This is a genomic window from Cohnella massiliensis (genome assembly GCF_900169535.1).
GTDB classification, from domain to species: domain Bacteria; phylum Bacillota; class Bacilli; order Paenibacillales; family Paenibacillaceae; genus Cohnella; species Cohnella algarum.
On record NZ_LT821259.1, the window covers coordinates 757,617 to 778,188 of the forward strand.

Here is a 20,572-nt window from a genome sequence, read left to right on the forward strand (position 1 = left end):
GTATATCGCGATAATATATCGATTGTAGCACTCCGAACAACGGCGCGGGTCAGGTAAATCTTTGAAAGCGGCAGCTTCGGATTTCGACTTCAGGTTCGTTCCGTGACTTCGGCAAAAACCTCGTCCAAATACCGAACGGATACTTCCTCCGCTTCGGTTCGTAGTTCAAGGCCTTGAATTTGGCTTCGCAGCGTCCGATACAGCCCGATGGTCGCCTGAAGCGCTTTATAGCAGCTGGCGGTATGATGGCGCGGAACGGTTTCGGCGAGCTCGCGGGCGTACGCGGCCGCCAGCGTTTCGAGTTTGCGCACGCCTCTCGGCATCTGCCCCGCGGCCCGCGCCATCAAAGGCCCGAGGACGGCTCCGCGCATGTAGGCGAGATGATCGATCAGCTCGTACAACTCCCCGCGTCCCAGCTTGGCGGCGCCGTAATGGACCCAAACCCAGAACCGGTCCTCGATCCACTGAGGATCGAGCTGCGGCGGGGAGGGCTCGGTTAGACGGAGCGCCTGCGAGGCTGCCTCGTCCCGCTCCCAAAGGACGAGGGGATTTTCGATCCGGTCCGTCTTCCTTTAATGTCGATACGGCGCCCTCGATAAAACGGTCAAAAATCGGAAGCGTCAAAGCCTTTCACTCCTCATGATAGGACCCGCAAAAGCGGGTATTACGCCAACTTAACACGAAGGTCCGCAACCGTCAATCCTAAAATCCGTTCGCGGGCGGCTCGGCCGGCTCCGGCCGGGCCAGCGGATTCCACGGTCCCGTTTGGTGCCCTTTCCACTCCGTGCCGTCCTCGTACACTTCTTTTTTCCAGATGGGGACCGTCTGCTTAAGCCTCTCGATCGCAAATCGGCTCGCTTCATAGCCATGCGCGCGGTGCGGGGAAGAGACGGCGATGACGACGCTTGCTTCGCCGATGCCGACCGGACCGATGCGATGGTGAATCGCGCAAAGCGTTCCCGGCCAGCGCTCGCCGATTTCGTCGCCGATCCGCCGCATTTCCCGGACGGCCATCGGCACGTAAGCCTCGTATTCGAGCAGCACCGTTCGCTGGCCGGCGGTCCATTCCCGGGTCGTGCCGACAAACACGACAGAAGCGCCGTGATCGGGATGGGCGACGAGGGACAAAACCGCGTCGGGTTCCAGCTTGTCCTGCAGGATCGCATATCGCTCCGACGTTCGGGCGACGTCCGACTCATCCCGAGAACCGGCATCCTCTCCTCCCGACACGGGAGGAAGCAGAGCCAATTCGTCTTCCGACGTTATCCTCGCGTCGTCCGCGGCAAACTCCTGGTTGCGTGCCATAAACGAAATCGCGACGAGATCGGCGTGATCGGGATATTTCTCGCTGATCGTTCGTTTCAGATCCCTGACCGTCATTTCGGAAGTTTCGGATTCCAGAATCAGCATTCTTGCATCGAATCGTTCGGCAAGGCCGGCGAACAAGGAAACGCGCCAGCGAATTGATTGTTCCATGTCAGTCATCCTTCCGTTCGGCGATAGATCATCCTTTGCTCAAGCATACCATAACGCCCCGGAAAATGTTATGCTAGGAATAATGGCGAGAACTATTGCAGGATGGAAGTCTGGAGGGATGGACGGATGTCTGATTTGATCGACCGGTTTGGAAGAAAACATACGTATTTGCGGATATCCGTCACGGACCGGTGCAATTTGCGATGCCTGTACTGCATGCCGGAGGAAGGCATGCAGTTTATGAACCAGGACCGGCTGCTGACTTACCCTCAGATTGCCGAAATCGTATCGACGGCGGCCCGAATGGGGATATCCAAGCTTCGGATCACGGGAGGCGAGCCGCTCGTTCGGCCCAACCTTCACGAGTTGATCGGCGAGCTGTCGGCGATTCCCGGCATCGAGGAGATTGCGTTGACGACCAACGGCATGCTGCTCGCGCCGCAAGCGCAAAAGCTGAAGGAAGCCGGCCTCAGCCGCGTCAATATCAGCCTGGATACGATGGACGCTTCGCGGTTTCGATTCATCGCCCGCCGGGGAGAATTGAAACGAGTCGTCGAAGGCATCGAGGCCGCGGGAAAAGCGGGACTCGCCCCGATCAAGCTGAACTGCGTCCTGCTTAAAGGCATCAACGAGGACGAGATCGGGTCTTTTTTGCGGTTAAGCTACGAACAGCCGCTTCACGTGCGGTTTATCGAATATATGCCGATCGGCCATGACGATGCGAACTGGCGAAATTCCTACTTGCCGCTCACCCGCGTTCTGGAGGAAGCGGAACGACTCGGGTTCAAGCTTCAGGCCGAGCCGGCTCCCGTCGGAAGCGGCCCGTCGGAAAATTGGCGGATCGAAGGAGGAGCGGGCTCTTTCGGTCTGATTCATCCGATCAGCGATCATTTTTGCAAAAGCTGCAATCGGCTGAGACTGACGGCGGACGGGCATATTAAGCCTTGCCTATACTGGATGGACGAACTGAACGTGCGGGAAGCGCTCGGCTCGAGCGAGGCGATGGAGGCTTTGTTCAGGCGGGCGATGCAGATCAAGCCGGAAAATCACGAAATGGCTGCGCTGCTTGCGGGTGAGGCGCAGTCGCACGTGCCTACGGAAAGACGGATGTCGCAAATTGGCGGCTGACGGGCTTGGGCTGGGAGGGAGAACGATCGAACGGGATGCGAAGGTTACGCTGATTCACACGAACGATCTTCACAGCCACCTGGAAGAGGCTGCGAGGATCGCTTCCTATATAAAAGAAATTCGCGGCCGAATCGAGCCGGATCGGCTCCTGCTGATCGATTGCGGCGACTATTTGGACCGCGTTCGCCCGGAGACGGAAGGCACGAACGGGGCCGTCAATCGGGCGCTGCTCGAGCGGCTGGGCTACGACGCGGTGACGCTCGGCAACAACGAGGGCATTACGTGGACCCGGGAGCAGTTGGACGGCATGTTCGACTCGGCTCCGTTTCCGGTCGTGTGCGCGAATTTGAAATGGGCCGAAACCGGGAGCGAGCCCTCCTGGATGATCCCGTTCATGCTCGCGGAGAAGGACGGCCTGAAAATCGGCCTGCTCGGCCTTACGGCCGCTTTTAACGATTATTACCGGCTATTGGGCTGGGAGGCGGACGATCCGATCGAAACGGCCGCCCGCCTCGTGCCCGAACTGCGAAAGCGGGCGGATGTCGTCGTCGTCATCTCCCATCTCGGTTTATGGATGGACGAACGACTCGCCGCGGCCGTCGACGGAATCGATCTCATCCTGGGCTCCCACACGCACCATTTGCTGGAAACGCCGCTCACGATCGGCCGAACGACGGTATGCGCGGCAGGCAAGTTCGGGTTCCACATCGGGATCGTTCAAATCGAGAAAAACGCAGCGACGGGACAGATCGGCATTCGGGGGCGCTGCATCCCGACCGCCGACCTTCCGCCCGATTCCGATGCGGAAGCGATCGTTCGGTCGTTTCGCGAGCAGGCGGATGCGGCCATGAACGGCGTTGTCGCCCATCTCGCCCGCCCGCTTCCGTCCGATCCTGCCCGCGAGAATCCGCTCGGCACGCTGCTTGCCGCCGCGCTCCGCAAGTCGACCGGGGCGGAAATCGGCTTGACCAACGCCGGGCAATTGCTCGAGGGCCTGTCGGCGGGTGCGGTAACGAAAGGCGACATTCACCGCATCTGTCCCTCGCCGATCAATCCGTGCCTCATCATGCTGAGAGGCGACGCTTTGCGCCGGGCGCTCGAGGAAAGCCTGCTGCCGGAATTTATCGATCTTCGGTTTCAGGGCTTCGGCTTCCGCGGCAAGCAGCTCGGCACGCTTTGCTTCGACGGGATGGAGGTGTACGCGGACGAAACGCGGCCGCCTTACGAGCGGGTGGGCGAGGTGCTCGTAGGCGGAATTCCGTTGGAGGACGGGCGCGAGTACGCCGTGGGTACGCTGGATATGTTTACGTTCGGAGTCGGCTACAAAGGGCTGAAGGAAGGCCGCGTGGTGCGTTATTTTCTTCCGGAATTCATTCGGGACCTTTTGAGCGACGCGCTTAACGACGCGGATGCGCTCGCCGACTGCAACGCGCCGCGCTGGCACCTGAAAACGGAACAGGGCGCTTCATAACCGAAAACCTCGGACGCAAGCCGGCGGGAATCGTCGTTTTCGTGCCTCCGCAGGGAGAAAACCGGACTTTGCCGATGGGCAAGGCCCGGTTTTTTAATCAAAACTATACAATTTTCGACATAGCTCTTGCCGTCTTTTCTGAAATCTCTTACATTAAAATGAGTTAAAAGATTTGGACTGGAAACGCAACGAATGGAAGGAGGAGAATTGAAGAATGCGCATGATGCCGATCACGCTTTGCAGACCCGGCATGAAGCTGGGCAAGAAAATCTACTCAGACGAAGGCATCGTGCTGTTGGCGGAAGAAGTCGAATTGACGGAAACTCTGATTCGGAAATTGGCTCAGAATGGAATAAATTACCTGTACATACAAGATCCGGAAACGGAAGGCATCGAAATTCCCGACCTGTTGAACGAGGAGACGCAAAAACAGGCGCTGTCGACGATTCGGAACGTTTTTCGCGATTATATCGATCAACCCGGCCGGCGAAACGTCGGCATGTATCCGTATATCGGGCGCAACGTCCGCAATGTGATGCAATCGGTGCTGGACGATTTGATGCGCAACAAAGACGCGATGATCATGCTGATGAATTTGCATACGGTGGACCATTACTTGTACATGCACTCCTTGAACGTGTGCGTGTATTCGACGCTGCTCGGCATCGCGCACGGGTATAACACGGACGAGCTGTTCACGCTCGGGGTAGGCGCTCTCCTGCACGACGTCGGCAAGACGCAAATTTCGATGCAGGTGCTGCTGAAACCGGGAAAGCTGTCTGACGCAGAATACGAGGAAATGAAGCGTCATACCGAACGGGGATTTTATTTGCTCAAGGACGAGCCGAACATTTCGCTTATTGCGGCCCATTGCGCGTTTCAGCATCACGAACGGATGAACGGAACGGGTTATCCTCGCGGATTGAAGGGCGAAGAAATCCACGATTACGCGAAATGGATCGGCATTGTCGACTCGTTCGACGCCATGACGACGAACCGGGTTTACAAACAGGCGATGCTGCCGCATCAGGCGGTGGAGTCGCTGTTTTCGGGAAGCGGCACGTTGTACGATACGGAGAAGCTGTGCGTTTTCCGCGACAAGGTGGCGACCTATCCGGTCGGCATGACCGTACAGCTGAGCACCGGCGAAACGGCGGTCGTGGTGGACATTAACTCGGCCAGCATGCAGCGTCCGGTCGTCCGGGTCGTGGCGAACGAGGCGGGAGAAGAGCTCAAGGCGCCTTACGATCTCGACCTGTCCAAGCAGTTGTCCGTGATGATTACAAAAGTAAATCCGGGCCCTATCGAAGTGAATTGATTCGGAAGGGACGGCGTTTTTCGGCCCTTGGAAGCGATCCGTTCCGGGGGCTTTGTTTGCTTTCCGAAACACTGACCGCTAAAATATACATGAAATGAATCGTTACGACAGGAGTTTTATGAATATGCATGGCTTTCCAGCCCAGGCAGCGCCGGCTCCGTTCGCGCCGCCTTCTCATTTTTTGCCGATTTCGCCCCAGTACGATCCGTGGGATCCGATTCGCTCGCTGCAGCGGCACGGCCGCCATGTGCTGACGAGCGTAGAGTTTACGGCCACCCACTTATGCAACATGCGCTGCGAGCATTGCGCGGTCGGCGACAGCCTGACCATGACCGAACTGCCGCATTTGCCGCTCGATCTGATCTTTCGCAGGCTTGACGAAGCGGAGCACTTGGAGACGATCAGTCTCACCGGAGGAGAGCCGACCTTCCGCAAGGAGACGGTCGACAACATCCTGCTGCCGCTGCTCAAATATGCCCGCTCGCGCGGCATCCGATCGCAATTGAATTCCAACGTGACGCTGGATTACGAGCGGTACGAGCGAATCGCTCCCTATCTCGACGTGATGCACATATCGTTCAACTACACCGCCGCGGAAGATTTTCACCGGGTCGGCTTTGCGCGTTCCGGCCGCAAGGTCGGAGCCGACGCTTCCTCCAGAATGTACGAGCGAATGATGGAGAACGCGCGCAAGCTTGCGGAGGGCGGCTTGTTCGTATCCGCGGAATCGATGATCAACTTCCGAACGCACGACAAGATGAACGAAATCCATCGGCTGATCGTCGAAATGGGTTGTCTTCGCCACGAAGTGCATCCGATGTACCCGAGCTCTTTCGCAAGCAATCTTCCGGTCATCTCGAAGGAACAAATGATGGAGACGATCTCGGGACTGCTTGATGTCCGCGACCCCGGCATCTGGATGCTGTTCGGCACGCTGCCCTTTTACGCCTGCAGCGACGACGCTAAGGAACGGGCGCTGCTGCGCCGGCTTCGCGAAGAGCCCAACGTAACCGTCCGCAACGATCCGGACGGCCGAAACCGCGTCAACGTCAATTTATTTACCGGCGACGTATACGTCACCGATTTCGCTTCGATTCCTTCCTTCGGCAACGTGCGGACCGAGAAACTCGATGCCGTCTTCGACCGCTGGCAAGCCCACCGACTGCAAAGGGAAGTCAACTGTCACTGCCCGGCGGCCGGCTGCTGCGGCCCTAACTTGCTCGTGCGCGATATGTATTACCGGGGAGTCGATTTTACGAAACGCGCTGCCCGGGTGTAAATCGGGCCCGATTCGGTGCGATCATAAAGTTTCAATTCATGGAAGAGAGCGGGATTTCATTGGAGAATACCGATTTTTTATGGGGGTCTATCGTCTGGAATCTGGTTATCGTGGCGTTTTTGGTGTTCCTTAACGGTTTTTTCGTCGCCGCGGAATTCTCCCTTGTCAAGGTGCGGCAATCCCGGTTGACCCAATTGGTCAATGAAGGCAACCTGAAAGCCCGATACGCTCTGAAAGTCAACCGCAAGCTGGATGCCTACCTGTCCGCGACCCAGCTTGGCATCACCCTGGCTTCCCTCGGGCTCGGCTGGACCGGCGAACCCGCGATCGCCGAGCTCATCGTTGAGCCGCTGCTCTACCAACTGCATGTGACGAACGAAGCGGTCATCCATACCGTATCCGGCATTATCGCGTTTATCGTCATCACGTTCGCGCATATCGTGCTCGGGGAGCTGGCGCCGAAGTCGCTCGCGATTCAAAAGTCGGAGGGCGTATCGCTTTGGCTCTCCTGGCCGCTTTTGATGTTTTACAGGCTGTTCATGCCCGTGATCTGGGTGCTGAACGGCGCGGCCAACAGCCTGCTGAGCTTGTTCGGCGTCCGGCCGGCCAGCGAGCACGAAGCGGCCCATACCGAAGAAGAAATCCGGATTTTGATGAACGAAAGCGCAAAAAGCGGCATTATCGACAAAGAGGAAATGACGCTGTTCGACAACGTCTTCGAATTCGCCGACCGCGTCGCTCGCGAAATCATGCTTCCGCGGACCGATATGGATTGCATGTTTATCAACCAGCCCTTCCGCGAAAATTTGAAGCTGGCTTATGCCGCCCGCCATACCCGGTATCCCGTCGCCATCGAAGACAAGGATCAGATCATCGGGTTCGTGCATATCGCCGATTTGTTCACGGCGGATCCCGACGAAGAACACGATTTGCGGGAGTTTTTGCGCCCGATTTTGAGCGTGCCGGAGTCGATGGAAATCAGCAAAGTGCTCAAGTTGATGCAGAAGCGCAAGTCGCAGCTCGCGGTCGTCATCGACGAATACGGCGGTACGGCGGGGATGCTGACCGCCGAAACGATTCTCGAGGAAATCGTCGGCGAAATCCACGACGAATTCGACGACGAGCCGCCGAGCGTTCTCGTGCGCGGGGAGATCACTTCCGTCGAGGGACGGATGCTGATCGAAGACGTCAACGATATGTTCGGGATCGAAATCGAGGACGACGAGGTGGATTCGATCGGCGGCTGGCTGTTCAAAACGCTCGAGGGCAACATCGCGAAAGGCCGGAAAATCGAGTTTTCCGGATACATGTTCGAAGTGTCGCAGACGAAAGGCCATCGCGTCCAACGCGTTCACATTTACAAGCGGAGAACGGGCGCACTCGAAAAAATCGCGCCGGATCCGGCGCAGGAGCCGAAATAGAGGGGATTTTAGCGATAACTGCCGCATGTTGCGGCAGTTTTTGTTTTTTCGCTAACGGGACTTTATTTTCGCCGGACGGGCAAGTCGAATGGGCTATGATCATATATTCAGGGAGAAGGTTAATGGTCCTAAAGGAGGATGCGACGTGTACGACGGACAGTGGCGAGATTGGCACCCTTACGTAGGCCAGTGCGATCCGTGCCCGCCCATTAAAACGAAATGGTATGTCGTTCCGCCCAATCAGTTCATCCCGTTTCAGCCGATGAATTTGCCTCAATTCCCGCTCGACGAAGCGCTTCGCAAAGGGACGCTGTGGCCGGCGTTGTACAGTCCCTACCCTTCGAGGCGCACGAAAAAGGCGTAAAAGGAGGAGCGTACATCATGCCGGAAGAAAAAGCGGAAACAAGACCCGCGCGCGGAGACGAACAGTACCGGAAGGAACTGGAAGAGCTGCAGAAGGTCGACTTCGCCCTCGTGGAGCTGTCGCTTTATTTGGACACACACCCGGCCGACATGCAGGCGATCCAGCAATTCAATCAGTTGGCGCAGCGGCGCAGCCAAATCGCCCACGCCTTCGAATTGAAGTACGGGCCGCTCATGCAGTTCGGCCACAGCTTTACGCGCTACCCGTGGCAGTGGAACGACACACCCTGGCCTTGGCAGGTATAAGGAGGGAAGCCGATGTGGATTTATGAAAAAAAACTGCAGTATCCCGTCAAAGTGAGCAAATGCGATCCGCGGATGGCCCGTTATCTGATCGAGCAGTACGGCGGGGCGGACGGCGAGCTTTCGGCGGCCCTCCGGTACTTGAACCAGCGCTATTCGATCCCGGACCGGGTCATCGGGCTGCTGACCGACATCGGCACGGAGGAATTCGCCCATCTCGAAATGATCGCCACGATGGTTTACAAGCTGACGAAGGACGCGACGCCGGAGATGCTGGAGGCGGCCGGGCTGGGCCCGCACTTCGTCAATCACGACAACGCGCTGTTTTACGAGAACGCGAGCGGGGTGCCGTGGACGGCGGCGTACATTCAGGCAAAGGGCGACCCGATCGCGGACCTCTACGAGGATATCGCGGCCGAGGAGAAGGCGCGGGCGACCTATCAATGGCTGATCGACATGACCGACGACGTCGATTTGCAGGACGGGCTCAGGTTTCTGCGGGAGCGGGAAATCGTGCACTCGTTGCGGTTCAGGGAAGCGGTGGAAATCATCAAGGCGGACCGGGGGCAGAAAAAGGTGTTTTGAAGGAAACTCGGGGCAAGGCACGGGCCGGGAGCCGTTTCGGGGCTTCCGGCCTGCCGGCGTTTCCCTTTTTTTCGAGCATTCGCGCAACCGCTACCAATTTGGTTCGCTGGACGAAAAGCGAAAAAAAGTGACGAACATGACAAGAACGATGACAACTTGTAACTATTGGGCGTCCTCTCTTTTCCTTAGAATAAATCTGTTCACCCGCAGGGGGAAATCAGGAAGAGGAGAGAGGAAAGGCGAACATGATCGAGAAACGCGTTTGGAGCCTGTCAGCCGTTGTCCTGACTGCATGTGCGCTCCTGAGCGCCTGTTCGGGAGTCGAGGAGAATCCAAATACGGAGGGGCGAGGCGTGACGACGATTACGAAGGAAGACGGCGAGCAAATCAGGCTCTCCGGCGAAGCGGAGATTCCCGAAGGGTTCCCCGCGGATGTGCCGATTCCGGCGAACGTAGCCGTCACATCGTCCATCAGCGGCGACGATACCGCCACGGTATCGATCGAAACGGAGATGCCCTTCGAGGAAGCCGTAGCTTTATATTACGGTTATGCGCAGGAAGCCGGCTATTCGGAAGCTTACAAGATGGAGGAAGCCGATTTCTTCAATTATTCGGGCCGCAAGGACAACGAGCAATTCGTCGTGACGCTTCAGCTCGATCTGGAGGACAACAAGACCGTAACCGGCATTCTGGTTTACGGAAAAACGGAAAATTAGGATGGCAGGAGGGGCGGCCGTTGCTGCCCCTCTTGTTGCTGTAACGACGATTTCTTTCCCTTTCCTGCCGGCAAATGGTTTAGGTGCCGGCCGGCCGGGCACTCTAAGCAGAGAAAATGGTTTGGTTTATTCCACCGACGAAGGAACGTGAAACGATGAGCGGAAAAACCGGTTCCGAGGACCGAAACATGCGTTTGTTCGTGGCCCTGCCGCTGGCGCCGCGCATTGCCGAAGAACTGAGCCGCTGGACGCAAGCGCAGCGGGAGCGGCTTCCGTTTCGAAAATGGACGCATCCGAACGACTACCATATTACGCTGCAGTTTCTCGGAGAAACGTCCGCGGCCAAGGCCGACCGACTCCGCGAGGCCTTACGAGGAATCAAAGCCGACCCCATCCCGTTGACGCTGGACGGAGCCGGGACGTTCGGCCCGCGCCGGGCCCCGCGCGTCCTGTGGGCCGCGTTGTCGGGAAATACGCATGCGTTGGCTTCGCTTCACGAGCAAGTGATCCGATCGACAAGCCCGCTCGGCTTCGTTCCCGAAGACCGGCCCTTCGCTTCGCATATTACGCTTGCGCGGAATTTTCGCGGAGCCGACGACGGGATGCCGGAAGACGCGCTCGTCTCCGCGCCCGCCGGCTTGACCTGGAAGGCCGACCGCTTCGCGCTCATGCGCACCCGACTCGGTTCTTCGCCGATGTACGAGACGGTCAAGGAGTTTCCGTTGCGCGAATGAAAGAGAGCGGGCGGACGCGCTCGCCGCCGAGCCTATCGCAAATAAAGATCCGTATTCGCGGGAATATTGGGAAGAAGCGGCTCTTTTCGTAACGGGGCTGTCACACCTTCATGACATTATTGTGCCTTTTTTTACAAATCGTCGATGTTGCGCTTGAAAATATGGTACTCTTGTAAGGTGACCATTACATGCAAGGGGGTAGCAACGTCGATGAGAATCGCCGATGCGGGAAAAGAATCGATGAAGCCGTCTCAAGTGCTTCCGTTTCGGGAGCTGCAAAATATTTTTTTCCAAACGATTAAAACGGGAATTATCAAATCCAATCTGATCGCGATGCTGGCGGGCCTAAGCATGGCCCTGTATGTGAACGACGTCCGCTTTCTCGACAAAATCGGGGAAATCGTGCTCGCGATCGTCGGATCCGCGCTCGTCATCGGCGCCGCCGGCGCCTTTAACAACGTGTACGACCGGGACATCGACTTCATGATGGAGCGGACCCGGGGACGCCCGACCGTGACCGGCCAGATCAAAACGCGATCCGCGCTGCTGCTCGGGATCGGCATGGCCGTCGTCGGAATGCTCGCCCTGTACGTCGCTTCGCCGCTTGCCGCGCTGTTCGGGTTTTTGGGACTGTTCCTGTACGTCTTTCCGTATACAATGTGGACAAAGCGCCGCACGATCTACAATACGGAGGTCGGCAGCCTGTCGGGAGCGATGCCTCCCCTGATCGGCTGGACCGCCATTTCGTCCGATCTGCTCCAGCCCGGGGCGCTGGCGATGTTCGTCGTGATGCTGCTTTGGCAAATGCCCCACTTTTACGCGATCGCCATTCGCCGCCACGACGAGTACAAAGCGGCGAACGTGCCGATGCTGCCGGTCGTCAAAGGGATGCGCCGCACCTATCTGCAAACGAACGTCTATCTGGCTTTGCTTGTCCTCTCCAGCCTGTTGTTCGTCCCGGTCAGCTCGTTTCTCGCGATCGCGGCATTCCTGCTCAGCGCCGGATGGCTCGTGCTCAGCATCGTCGGCAACCGGAAATGGGACTCGGCCAAATGGGCGAAGCTGATGTTCGTTTATTCGCTGAATCATCTTACGCTGCTGTTCGTTCTTGTCATCGGCTATTCGTTGATCATGTCGTTGTTCTAATATCGAGCTTGAATTTCGATCCTCCGGCGGGGAAAGCCGGGGGATTTTTTGACATTAAAGAAAGTATATCGGTTTCGGTTTTAAGGTTGAATTGGTAAAATAGCGGTATGGAAGCGAACATCCTGAAGCGAATCTTTTTTGACGAGAACCGGCACTGGGAACGATTCGTGGAAAAGAACGGTTCCCGAGTCCGTGCCTGCGTGTTAAAAGAAGTGGAGAAGTTCCGGAAATGCGGAGACCCTCGGAACGGCTTTAAGCTAATGGTTTGCGAAGGCTGCCATGACCTGAAAGTGGTGCCGTATCGTTGTAAGGGGCGATTCTGCACCACCTGCTCCTGCGGAGAGACGGAGGAGTGGAGCCGGCTCTTGCTGGATGACGTGCTGCAGGTTCATCATCGTCACGTCGTATTTACGATTGACGAGGGGCTGTGGGATGTTTTTTTGGTGCACCGTGATTTGCTGAAGAGCTACGTGGACGAAGCGGTGCGAGTGGTACAGGCGTATTTTCAGAAGAAGCGGAAAGTGACGCCGGGGATCATCGCCGGATTACATACGTTTGGCTCGAGACTGAACTTCAATCCCCATGTGCACATGCTGGTGACCATGGGAGGGATGAATACAAGGGAGAAGTGTGTCTGCAAGAAGGGAAATTGCAGGTGAAGTATGCCCGTTGCCGGACGACGCATGCCTGTTTGGAGAGGATGATTGACCATCTCACCAGTATCGAAGAAACGAAAGCCAGACAAAAAGAAAAAGCCCAATCCGCTTACGAACGGGCAAGTTAAGTACATCTGTCTAAGCTGTCTGGAAGCGGAACTCATTCCGTTAAAGGTGGTACGTGACTTTGACCGAATGGATGGGGGAGATCCGTCGGTACCGCCCCAATTCAGATGTGAATCCTGTGGGGGAACGATGTACCCGGAGCATTACAAAGGCGTTCACGGGTACGAATACCACATTTCGGATATCCTCCAAACCCAAAAGGACCGTCAGGGAGATCTTCCCTGACGGTTTTTCTTAGTGCGCCACGCATGACGCGCAGCTAGGCGGTGAAAGTCCGCTATGGGGGCTGGCAGTTGCCAACCATTAGCCAAGAGCAAGGGTGTCCATCGCGAGGTGGAATCTGAAGGAAGCTGGAGGCAAAGTCCCGACCCGAGGAACACGAATCGCATCAGGCATCCAAAGTGGGACGAGTCTGCTAAACAAGACAAAATCCAATAAACTGCACGGACACGAGGATGTAAATACGGCGGGTACATGGGATGAAAGCGACGCGTCTTACCGTGGGAGGTCTCACGGACGCATGAAGCGGATGAGCGAGATGCGGTTGAAACAAGATTTATCGTGAGAAGTCAGCAGAGACCATATTAGTAACGCGACAAGCGTTATGAAGGGTTGAACCTAAGGAGGTGTTAGTCAATGAAAGTTACCAAAGTCGGGACAAAAGAAAGCAGAATACCTTGCTGTAGCAAGGGCTGCCCGCAAAGAGATAGTGCGGAACACGAAGGGTATGCGGGAGCGCTTACCGACAAGCGGATAACTGAAAACAACAACACCAACACCAACAGCCGAGGGGACAAGCTACTAGAGCAAATCTTGAGCCGGGAGAATCTGAACAATGCCTACAAGCAAGTGAAGAGGAACAAAGGCGCACACGGCGTCGATGGGATGGAAGTAGAGGAATTGCTACAATATCTCAAAGACAACGGAGATGAACTCGTAAAGCTTGTTCTGGACGGAAAATATCGTCCAAATCCGGTCCGCAGGGTGGAGATCCCCAAGGACAACGGGAAGATGCGAACGCTGGGCATACCGACCGCAGTGGACAGAATGCTGCAGCAAGCCGTGGCACAGGTGCTACAACCCATCTTCGAACCCCAATTTGCTGAAACCAGCTATGGATTCAGACCCAAGAGAAGCGCGCACGATGCCTTAAGGAAATGTAAGGCCTACGCAAACGAAGGATACACCTATGTCGTAGACATGGATTTGGAGAAATTCTTCGACACAGTCAATCAAGCGAAGATGATCGAACTGCTGTCCAGAACGATTAAAGACGGCAGAGTCGTATCGCTGATCCACAAATATCTGGCGGCAGGCGCGATCAACAAGGGGAAATTCGAGGAGACAGAGCTGGGACTTGTACAGGGCGGCAATATTAGTCCCCTGTGCAGTAACATCATGCTGAACGAGTTAGACCGCGAACTGGAGCGCAGAGGAATCAAGTTCGTCAGATATGCGGACGATATGCTCCTTTTCGCAAGGACGAAAAGGTCAGCGGCGCGGATGCTGGAACACATTCTGCCATTCATCGAAGGAAAACTGCGACTTCGGGTGAACCGAGAGAAGACAGTGGTGGCCTACATCGGAAAGATCAAATTTCTGGGCTACGGATTCTATCCGTCCAAGGACGGAATTAAATTACGTACCCACGCCAAGAGCATCAGCAAAATGAAAGCGAGAATAAAAGAGCTCACGGCAAGAAGCAATGGGTTTGGATATGACGAGCTGAAATTAAAGCTGAAACAATTCATAACGGGATGGTTGAATTACTTCAAACTCGCGGATATGAAGAGCCTGCTTAAGGTAACCGATCAATGGCTCAGAAGAAGAATACGCATGTACATTTGGAAACGTTGGAAACGCGTACGAACCCGATATGCCATGCTGCGTAAACTCGGAAACGACCACAACACCGCCTTCAAGTTCGCGAGTACAAGAAAAGGCTATTGGCGAACAGCCAAAAGCCCAATCCTGCACACGACTGTAACCGACATACTTCTGGAGAAAGCCGGTTACACAACCTTCTCAGCGTATTTCAAGTCTGTTCGAATATAAACTTAGGAACCGCCGTATACCGAACGGTACGTACGGTGGTGTGGGAGGTCGGCTACTCAACTAATGAGTAGCCTCCTACCCGATTAGGGGAGCCAGGATTTTGGTTGTGGAATATAATCTTCCGTTAAACAAGTTTATGTTAAATTTGTTGACGCATCATGGTGTTTCGATTATAATCACAACATAACTTGGTTTTATATAAGCAATGAGAAAATACATGCATCCTGTTTGTTAATAAAGTTTACTAACCAAGTGTATTTTAAATTGTTTCCAGGGTAGCGTTTTTTTAATTAGTTAATAAAGTTTACAAATTTAATAAAGGCGGATCATTTCATGAATGATTCTATTGGTAACCCTCAGCTTATTCGAAGCATCAACGAAAAATTGGTTTTGGAATTGACCATTCGGAATCGCGGATTATCCCGCGCCGAAATCAGCCGTCTGACTGGGCTAAGTAAGCCAACGGTGTCATCGTCTGTGAAGAATTTGTTGGATCTGGGGCTTGTTCGGGAAATCGGGCCGGGAGGCACCGGTTACGGCCGTAAACCAACTTTGGTCGATTTTATTAGCTCCTACTATTATGTGTGCGGTATCGAGATCGGAGCGGTGCTCGTTCGTCTGGTGGTGGCCGATCTAAGTGGAGAAATCGTTGCAAGAAAAGAAATCCCCATGCCGCAGCAAGTACTGAAACCGGAGTCCTTGCTTCGCTTCTTGCGGGATGAGACGGAAGCCTTGCTCGGGCACAAAGGGATAACTTGGGAAAAAGTCAAATGTATCGCATTCGGGATACCTGCAGTGGTCAACGAGCTCGGGGAAGCATCCATGATCGTTTCGAATTTGCAAGGGCTCGACCCTTTTTTTTCCCGAAATAAGCTGTCTGAATGGTTCCCATGCGATATCCTGCTGGAGAATGACGTAAATTTGGCGGCTTTGGCTGAATATGAAAGAGGCGCCGCCCGCGACAAGGATGTATTTGCCTATCTGTCGGTCGACGCGGGAGTGGGAGCCGGCGTTATGGTGCGAGGCCAACTGCTCAGAGGACTCGGGGGAGTGGCTGGTGAATTCGGCGATATGACGACAGGACAAGGGAGGCGTCTGGAAGACTGCATTTCGGAGAAGGGACTTCTGGAACTAGCTCAAAGGATACTGGAGGAGGATAAAACCGAAAGTACGCTCAGAGGCGTTACGTTGAACCTGGACGTTTTATTTTCTGCCGTGAATGAAGGGGATTCTGTCGCTCGAAAGATCTTTGTCATTTATATAAGAGATGTCGCATACGGGCTTCACAGCCTGTTTACCGTACTTGCCCCGCAGCTCATCATTCTCGGGGGAAGAATCGGCGAACAACCTTATGTGTTGAGGCTGCTTCAGCAGCATATCGCGGAGTACTTTGCGGTCAAGCCTCAGCTTGAGTCGGCCTCGCTCGGAAGAGAGTCGGTGCTTGTGGGGGCAGTTCAGACGGCTGTTGCCCACACGATCGAGTACATCAAGGAAAACATCATATCAAGTTAAACGAGGGATTGGAATTGACGCAGAATTCAGTGTTCGCGGGAGTTGACATCGGCGGAACAAAAGTAATGATGGTTTTGGCTGCTGAAGACGGCAAAATCATTGCAGAAAAGAAGTTTCCGACGGATGCGAGTATGGATCCCGATCGTTTCTTTGCCCGCATCATAGGAGAGTTGGAAGCAGCGGCAGCCGAGAATGGTTTGCCTAAAATGGCAATCGAAGGCATCGGGCTCGGGTTTCCGGGCGTCATTAACGATGATGAAGGCATTTTAAGAAATGCACCGGCTTTTCCGTGGAACGCCCCCAACATTAAGGAGAGTATCCGCAAGTATTTCCAAGGAGAGTTGTATCTCGACAACGATGTAAATGTCGCCGCTCTGGGCGAACATTGGCTTGGAGCGGCGGCAGGGGTGGACGATTTTCTTATGGTCACGGTCGGGACAGGTATCGGAGGGGCGGTTTTTCTTAACGGCGATATTTACCGGGGAGCGACACACGCTGCAGGAGAACTCGGATATTTTATTATCAAAGCTCCGGATTCCGGGGCCGATTCGGCCGAACGGGCGCAAGAACGACCGTTTGAATTCGGCCAATTTGAGAATGTCGCTTCGGGAACGGCAATTGGCCGCCGAGCTCAAGAGCATCTGACCGGTAACGACAAGCCTTCCTTGATCCGGGAGATGGCCGGTTTTGATCTTGAGGCGATCAATGCGCGCCATGTTCTCGATGCCGCCGGTCAAGGGGATTCGGAGGCGCTTAAAATACTGGACAAGCCGCTCACGTATATGGCTATAGGCTTGGCGAACGCCGTATCGCTGCTGAATCCGGCTCTCGTTGTGATGGGAGGTGGTGTTGCGGAAGCAGGGGAGGTGTACTTGGAAGCGATTTGCGAGAAAATGAAACATTTTACGCCCATTCCGGCTGCCGTAGTTTCGGCTAAGCTTGGAAATCGTGCCGGCGCGCTCGGAGCGTTGGCGGGCGTCCTCGAGAAATGCCGAAAGCATGTCATGAAAAAATCGATGCAGGAGGTACATTCATGAAAGCAAAAGCATGGTTTTCGATTGCAAGCTCCGTATTGGCGGTAAGTCTGTTGACAGCCGGATGTTCGTCCGGTTCGAACGTTGGAGGAAGTGAAAGTGGCGGGCAGAAGAAAGAAGTCGTCATTTGGGACTGGACCGATCCGTATAAAACGGAAATCAGCGGACCGATGGATACGGTCATTGCCGAATACAATAAAGAAAACCCGGATGTAGAGCTAAAAATCGAGAAAATTACAAACGATAGCATTCGGACCAAACTGCTTGCCGCCATTTCGGCTAACAACCTGCCAGATGCTGCGTTTCTCGACGGACAATGGTTGGCGGAATTTCAATCGACCGGCATTCTCGCGGCATTGAACAATTATACGGACGAATGGGGACAATCGGACGATTTCCCCGAGAAAGTATGGGAATCCGTCGTATTTGACGGTCAAGTCTACGGTATTCCCGGCGACGGCGACGTAAGAACGCTGCTCTACCGGAAGGATTTGCTGGACAAAGTGGGGCTTGAAGCTCCGAAGACGTGGAGCGAATTGGTGACAGCCTCGAAAAAGCTGATGGAGGTCGGCAAATCGGAAGGAATCGAGTACGGCTTTGCCATGAACGGGGGCAATTCTGAGCATACATCGATGCGTTCGCTGCCCTGGATTTGGGATTTGGGCGGAGATTTCGTGGATGGAAGCGGCAAGCCGACACTAACCAGCGAACCGATTGTCAAGACCGTTCAATTTATGTCGGACCTGGTATTGAAAGATAAAGTATCCCCTCCCGACAGCTATATGAAAACAAAAAAAGAGGTTGCCGCCAGCATCGTTAGCGGCCAATCAGCCATGGCTATTGTAGGCTCTTGGGAATGGCGCAGCGACGCTAGCTTCCTGGCCCAGGACAGCCTGAAAGGAAAGCTTGCATCCGCTCCGATTCCGCTTCCGGACGATGCGGTTACGGATGAGCCGGCAACAGCGGTCGGTTATGGAACATGGGTCATCTTCGACAATTCGCAAAATAAAGACGAAGCCTGGAAATGGATCGAGAAAGTAACTTCTCCGGAGCATGAAATCAACATATTCAAAAACGGAACGGGCAACATGCCAATGCGATTGTCGGCTTACAAAGACGAAGCCTTCACGTCCGACCCGATTTTCAAGAGCTTTGTCGACATTATGCCTTATGCTCGTCCGCGTCCGAAAACGGAAACTTACGAAGCACTGTCTCAAGCTTACCGGGATGCGATTCAATTGGTACTTGGCAAGCAAAAACCGGTTCAAGAAGCGCTTGATTATGCGCAAAGTAAAGTCGAATCCCAATAATATTAGCATAAGTAGAGGCGTCGTTCCGGACTGCCGGTCCGGCGCCGTTTATTCAAAGGCTGCTGTATGGAGCGTGAAATATTATTTTAAGTAAGGCGGCAGGACCGAAGGTGTTTGCATCATGTTCTGGGAGGAAGGAAATGGATAATTCAATTTCGCACCGGGGACCGGTGCAGGCCGAGGTGCCCCAAAAAAGACGGAAATGGCAGAAGGAATGGACGATCGGCCTCGCATTTTTGCTTCCGGTACTTCTGTTTATCGGCGTATTTGCTTTCTATCCCACCTTTTACGCCTTATATATGAGTTTTTTCGAAAGCAAGTTTCTTGTCTTCAACCGCAGATTCGTCGGACTGCAAAATTACGTCGAAGTTCTGCGCAGTTCCGCATTCTGGTTATCGATGTGGAAAACAGTTGTCTTTACGTTCTGGTCCGTCATCCTTCAATTTAGCGTCGGGCTGATCCTGGCCCTCATTTTGAAAAAGAAGCTCAGGGTCAATGCGTTCTTGCGAAGCATCATTATCATCCCGTGGGTATTGTCGCCCGTCGTTATCGCGGTCATTTTTCAGTTGTTTTTCATTTCCGATAAAACCGGTCTGCTAAATTACATGCTGATGTCACTCGGGATTTTGTCCGAGCCAATTGCTTGGTTGGGAGTCGACAGTGCGATGGAAATGGTCATTGTGGCCAATCTCTGGTTCGGGATGCCGTTCTCCATGGTCATGCTCCTTGCCGGTTTGCAGTCCGTCCCCGAGGATGTATACGAAGCGGCGATGATCGACGGGGCGAACGGGTTTCAGCAGCTATGTTACATCACATTGCCGCTGCTGAAGCCGACCGTGCTGATCACGCTGATCTGGATCACCACGAGCACGTTCAATGAATTCGACCTTGTCTATGCGCTGACCGCGGGCGGGCCGCTTGAAGCCACCAATCTGCTTGGCATCCAAATGTATAACACGGCGTTCTCTCTCGGTCAATTCGAAAAGGGCTCCGCCATAGCCGTATTGATGTTCCTCGTCAACCTGATTTTGAGCCTGGTCTATTACCGAGTATTGAGAAGGAAGGAGGCATAACCTGGGATGAAAAAAAAGGACCGGATCTGGACATTTGTCGCCTATTTGCCCGTGTTGTTCTGGGCGGCAATTTCGCTCGGGCCACTGCTTTGGATCGCTATGCTGTCACTCAAGCCGGCGGCTGAATGGGGCAGCTTTCCGCCTACCTTTTTCCCTCAAAGTCCGACTTGGGGAAATTACATCAGCGCGATCCAAAATTCTCCGATCGTCACCTATTTCATGAACAGCGTGATCGTAACCGGGGTTTCGCTCGTATTGTCGCTTTTGCTGGGTTCACTTGCCGGCTATGCCCTTGGAAGATTAAAATTCCCGTTTCGGAACACGATTTTTATGGCAATATTTTCTGTTCGGATGATTCCGGCGCTTCTGACCGTCATTCCGCTCTACGTCCTTATGCATGCACTGGGGCTGCTGAATTCGCTGTGGGCCGTTATTCTGGCGTACACGGCTACAGGAATTCCGATGGTCATTTTTGTCATGAAGGATTTCCTCGAAAGTCTGTCCATGGAAATTGAAGAGGCCGCGATGATCGACGGGTGCTCCCGCATGCGCATCTTCTTTACGATTTTGCTTCCTCTAGTCCGGCCAGGTCTTGCGGCCGCGGCAATCCTCGTTTTCGTCCGGACCTGGAACGAGTTCATGATCGCGCTCACCCTTACCTCTTCCGACGAAGTTCGTACGATTCCGGTAGGATTGCGCAACGCGCTAGGCCAACGGATGGGAGAACTGGGGCCGATGGCAGCTTACACAGTCATTGCGGTTATTCCGATCATTATCCTCTTCCTGTTCTTTCAAAGACATTTCGTTAGCGGCCTTTCTCAAGGCTCGTCCAAGTAATGTATTCACACATTTACCCGACTGGAGCT

General features: G+C 54.5%; 19 protein-coding genes and 1 pseudogene. 18 read left to right on the forward strand and 2 right to left on the reverse strand.

The genetic code is table 11. The annotated features are described in order from the left end of the window. Positions 1-89: 89 nt before the first annotated feature. Both B7E11_RS17260 and B7E11_RS17265 read right to left on the reverse strand, forming a co-directional pair. Positions 90-401 carry a hypothetical protein gene (locus B7E11_RS17260; protein WP_080836856.1) on the reverse strand — a complete coding sequence of 104 codons (312 nt, stop codon included), beginning with the start codon at positions 399-401 and terminating at the stop codon, positions 90-92. A gap of 301 nt (positions 402-702) precedes the next feature. Then, complete coding sequence (locus B7E11_RS17265; RefSeq protein ID WP_080836858.1) at positions 703-1,476, reverse strand: molybdenum cofactor biosynthesis protein; 774 nt, start codon at positions 1,474-1,476, stop codon at positions 703-705. 126 nt (positions 1,477-1,602) lie between these two features. On the opposite strand from B7E11_RS17265, the gene moaA reads away from it, so the two are divergent. The 18 genes and pseudogenes from moaA to B7E11_RS17365 all read left to right on the forward strand — a co-directional run bounded on the left by moaA (position 1,603) and on the right by B7E11_RS17365 (position 20,543). Beyond that, complete coding sequence (gene moaA, locus B7E11_RS17270) at positions 1,603-2,604, forward strand: GTP 3',8-cyclase MoaA (protein ID WP_080836860.1); 1,002 nt, start codon at positions 1,603-1,605, stop codon at positions 2,602-2,604. After that, complete coding sequence (locus B7E11_RS17275; protein ID WP_245809753.1) at positions 2,594-4,075, forward strand: bifunctional metallophosphatase/5'-nucleotidase; 1,482 nt, start codon at positions 2,594-2,596, stop codon at positions 4,073-4,075. Before moaA ends, B7E11_RS17275 begins: the two co-directional genes overlap by 11 nt. A gap of 214 nt (positions 4,076-4,289) precedes the next feature. Continuing rightward, a complete protein-coding gene (locus B7E11_RS17280) occupies positions 4,290-5,393 on the forward strand; it encodes an HD-GYP domain-containing protein (RefSeq protein ID WP_080836861.1) in 1,104 nt (367 codons plus the stop codon). A 124-nt stretch (positions 5,394-5,517) separates the two neighbouring features. After that, the gene (gene yfkAB / locus B7E11_RS17285) at positions 5,518-6,672 is read left to right on the forward strand and encodes a radical SAM/CxCxxxxC motif protein YfkAB (RefSeq protein ID WP_080836863.1); all 1,155 of its coding nucleotides are present in this window, start codon (positions 5,518-5,520) and stop codon (positions 6,670-6,672) included. 38 nt (positions 6,673-6,710) lie between these two features. Continuing rightward, positions 6,711-8,093: a hemolysin family protein gene (locus tag B7E11_RS17290; RefSeq protein ID WP_080836864.1), complete on the forward strand. Its 1,383-nt coding sequence runs from the start codon at positions 6,711-6,713 to the stop codon at positions 8,091-8,093. 145 nt (positions 8,094-8,238) lie between these two features. Beyond that, entirely contained in the window at positions 8,239-8,457 is a 219-nt protein-coding gene (locus B7E11_RS17295; protein ID WP_245809754.1) for a spore coat associated protein CotJA, read from the forward strand. Between the two features lie 17 nt (positions 8,458-8,474). Next, positions 8,475-8,762, forward strand: a complete 288-nt coding sequence (locus tag B7E11_RS17300) for a spore coat protein CotJB (protein WP_080836867.1) — start codon at positions 8,475-8,477, stop codon at positions 8,760-8,762. A 12-nt stretch (positions 8,763-8,774) separates the two neighbouring features. Next, positions 8,775-9,344, forward strand: coding sequence for a manganese catalase family protein (locus B7E11_RS17305; protein ID WP_080836868.1), 570 nt, complete (start codon positions 8,775-8,777; stop codon positions 9,342-9,344). 353 nt (positions 9,345-9,697) lie between these two features. Next, complete coding sequence (locus B7E11_RS17310) at positions 9,698-10,060, forward strand: hypothetical protein (RefSeq protein WP_080836870.1); 363 nt, start codon at positions 9,698-9,700, stop codon at positions 10,058-10,060. A 155-nt stretch (positions 10,061-10,215) separates the two neighbouring features. Next, positions 10,216-10,794 (forward strand): RNA 2',3'-cyclic phosphodiesterase, encoded by a 579-nt coding sequence (gene thpR, locus B7E11_RS17315; protein ID WP_176220797.1) that lies wholly within the window; start codon positions 10,216-10,218, stop codon positions 10,792-10,794. Positions 10,795-11,004: 210 nt separating this feature from the next. Further along, the gene (gene cyoE / locus B7E11_RS17320) at positions 11,005-11,940 is read left to right on the forward strand and encodes a heme o synthase (protein WP_080836873.1); all 936 of its coding nucleotides are present in this window, start codon (positions 11,005-11,007) and stop codon (positions 11,938-11,940) included. A gap of 107 nt (positions 11,941-12,047) precedes the next feature. Further along, a pseudogene (locus B7E11_RS17325) lies at positions 12,048-12,563 on the forward strand (IS91 family transposase); the annotation flags it as partial. Between the two features lie 795 nt (positions 12,564-13,358). Continuing rightward, on the forward strand, positions 13,359-14,777 hold the full coding sequence (gene ltrA, locus B7E11_RS17340; protein WP_080836874.1) for a group II intron reverse transcriptase/maturase: 1,419 nt from the start codon (positions 13,359-13,361) through the stop codon (positions 14,775-14,777). 333 nt (positions 14,778-15,110) lie between these two features. Beyond that, entirely contained in the window at positions 15,111-16,289 is a 1,179-nt protein-coding gene (locus B7E11_RS17345) for an ROK family transcriptional regulator (RefSeq protein WP_080836876.1), read from the forward strand. A gap of 14 nt (positions 16,290-16,303) precedes the next feature. After that, positions 16,304-17,326, forward strand: a complete 1,023-nt coding sequence (locus B7E11_RS17350; RefSeq protein ID WP_080836878.1) for an ROK family protein — start codon at positions 16,304-16,306, stop codon at positions 17,324-17,326. Next, entirely contained in the window at positions 17,323-18,633 is a 1,311-nt protein-coding gene (locus B7E11_RS17355; protein WP_176220798.1) for an ABC transporter substrate-binding protein, read from the forward strand. Before B7E11_RS17350 ends, B7E11_RS17355 begins: the two co-directional genes overlap by 4 nt. A gap of 140 nt (positions 18,634-18,773) precedes the next feature. Beyond that, complete coding sequence (locus B7E11_RS17360) at positions 18,774-19,706, forward strand: carbohydrate ABC transporter permease (RefSeq protein WP_080836881.1); 933 nt, start codon at positions 18,774-18,776, stop codon at positions 19,704-19,706. A gap of 6 nt (positions 19,707-19,712) precedes the next feature. Continuing rightward, positions 19,713-20,543 carry a carbohydrate ABC transporter permease gene (locus tag B7E11_RS17365; RefSeq protein WP_080836882.1) on the forward strand — a complete coding sequence of 277 codons (831 nt, stop codon included), beginning with the start codon at positions 19,713-19,715 and terminating at the stop codon, positions 20,541-20,543. Positions 20,544-20,572 lie beyond the last annotated feature (29 nt).

Bases quoted from the DNA above. Each gene is read 5' to 3' on its own strand.
- B7E11_RS17300 (WP_080836867.1), top strand. From the start codon at position 8,475: ATGCCGGAAGAAAAAGCGGAAACAAGACCCGCGCGCGGAGACGAACAG.
- B7E11_RS17360 (WP_080836881.1), top strand. From the start codon at position 18,774: ATGGATAATTCAATTTCGCACCGGGGACCGGTGCAGGCCGAGGTGCCC.
- B7E11_RS17290 (WP_080836864.1), top strand. From the start codon at position 6,711: ATGGAAGAGAGCGGGATTTCATTGGAGAATACCGATTTTTTATGGGGG.
- moaA (WP_080836860.1), top strand. From the start codon at position 1,603: ATGTCTGATTTGATCGACCGGTTTGGAAGAAAACATACGTATTTGCGG.
- B7E11_RS17365 (WP_080836882.1), top strand. From the start codon at position 19,713: ATGAAAAAAAAGGACCGGATCTGGACATTTGTCGCCTATTTGCCCGTG.
- B7E11_RS17345 (WP_080836876.1), top strand. From the start codon at position 15,111: ATGAATGATTCTATTGGTAACCCTCAGCTTATTCGAAGCATCAACGAA.
- B7E11_RS17355 (WP_176220798.1), top strand. From the start codon at position 17,323: ATGAAAGCAAAAGCATGGTTTTCGATTGCAAGCTCCGTATTGGCGGTA.
- thpR (WP_176220797.1), top strand. From the start codon at position 10,216: ATGAGCGGAAAAACCGGTTCCGAGGACCGAAACATGCGTTTGTTCGTG.
- yfkAB (WP_080836863.1), top strand. From the start codon at position 5,518: ATGCATGGCTTTCCAGCCCAGGCAGCGCCGGCTCCGTTCGCGCCGCCT.
- ltrA (WP_080836874.1), top strand. From the start codon at position 13,359: ATGAAAGTTACCAAAGTCGGGACAAAAGAAAGCAGAATACCTTGCTGT.
- B7E11_RS17265 (WP_080836858.1), bottom strand. From the start codon at position 1,476: ATGGAACAATCAATTCGCTGGCGCGTTTCCTTGTTCGCCGGCCTTGCC.
- B7E11_RS17305 (WP_080836868.1), top strand. From the start codon at position 8,775: ATGTGGATTTATGAAAAAAAACTGCAGTATCCCGTCAAAGTGAGCAAA.
- cyoE (WP_080836873.1), top strand. From the start codon at position 11,005: ATGAGAATCGCCGATGCGGGAAAAGAATCGATGAAGCCGTCTCAAGTG.
- B7E11_RS17280 (WP_080836861.1), top strand. From the start codon at position 4,290: ATGCGCATGATGCCGATCACGCTTTGCAGACCCGGCATGAAGCTGGGC.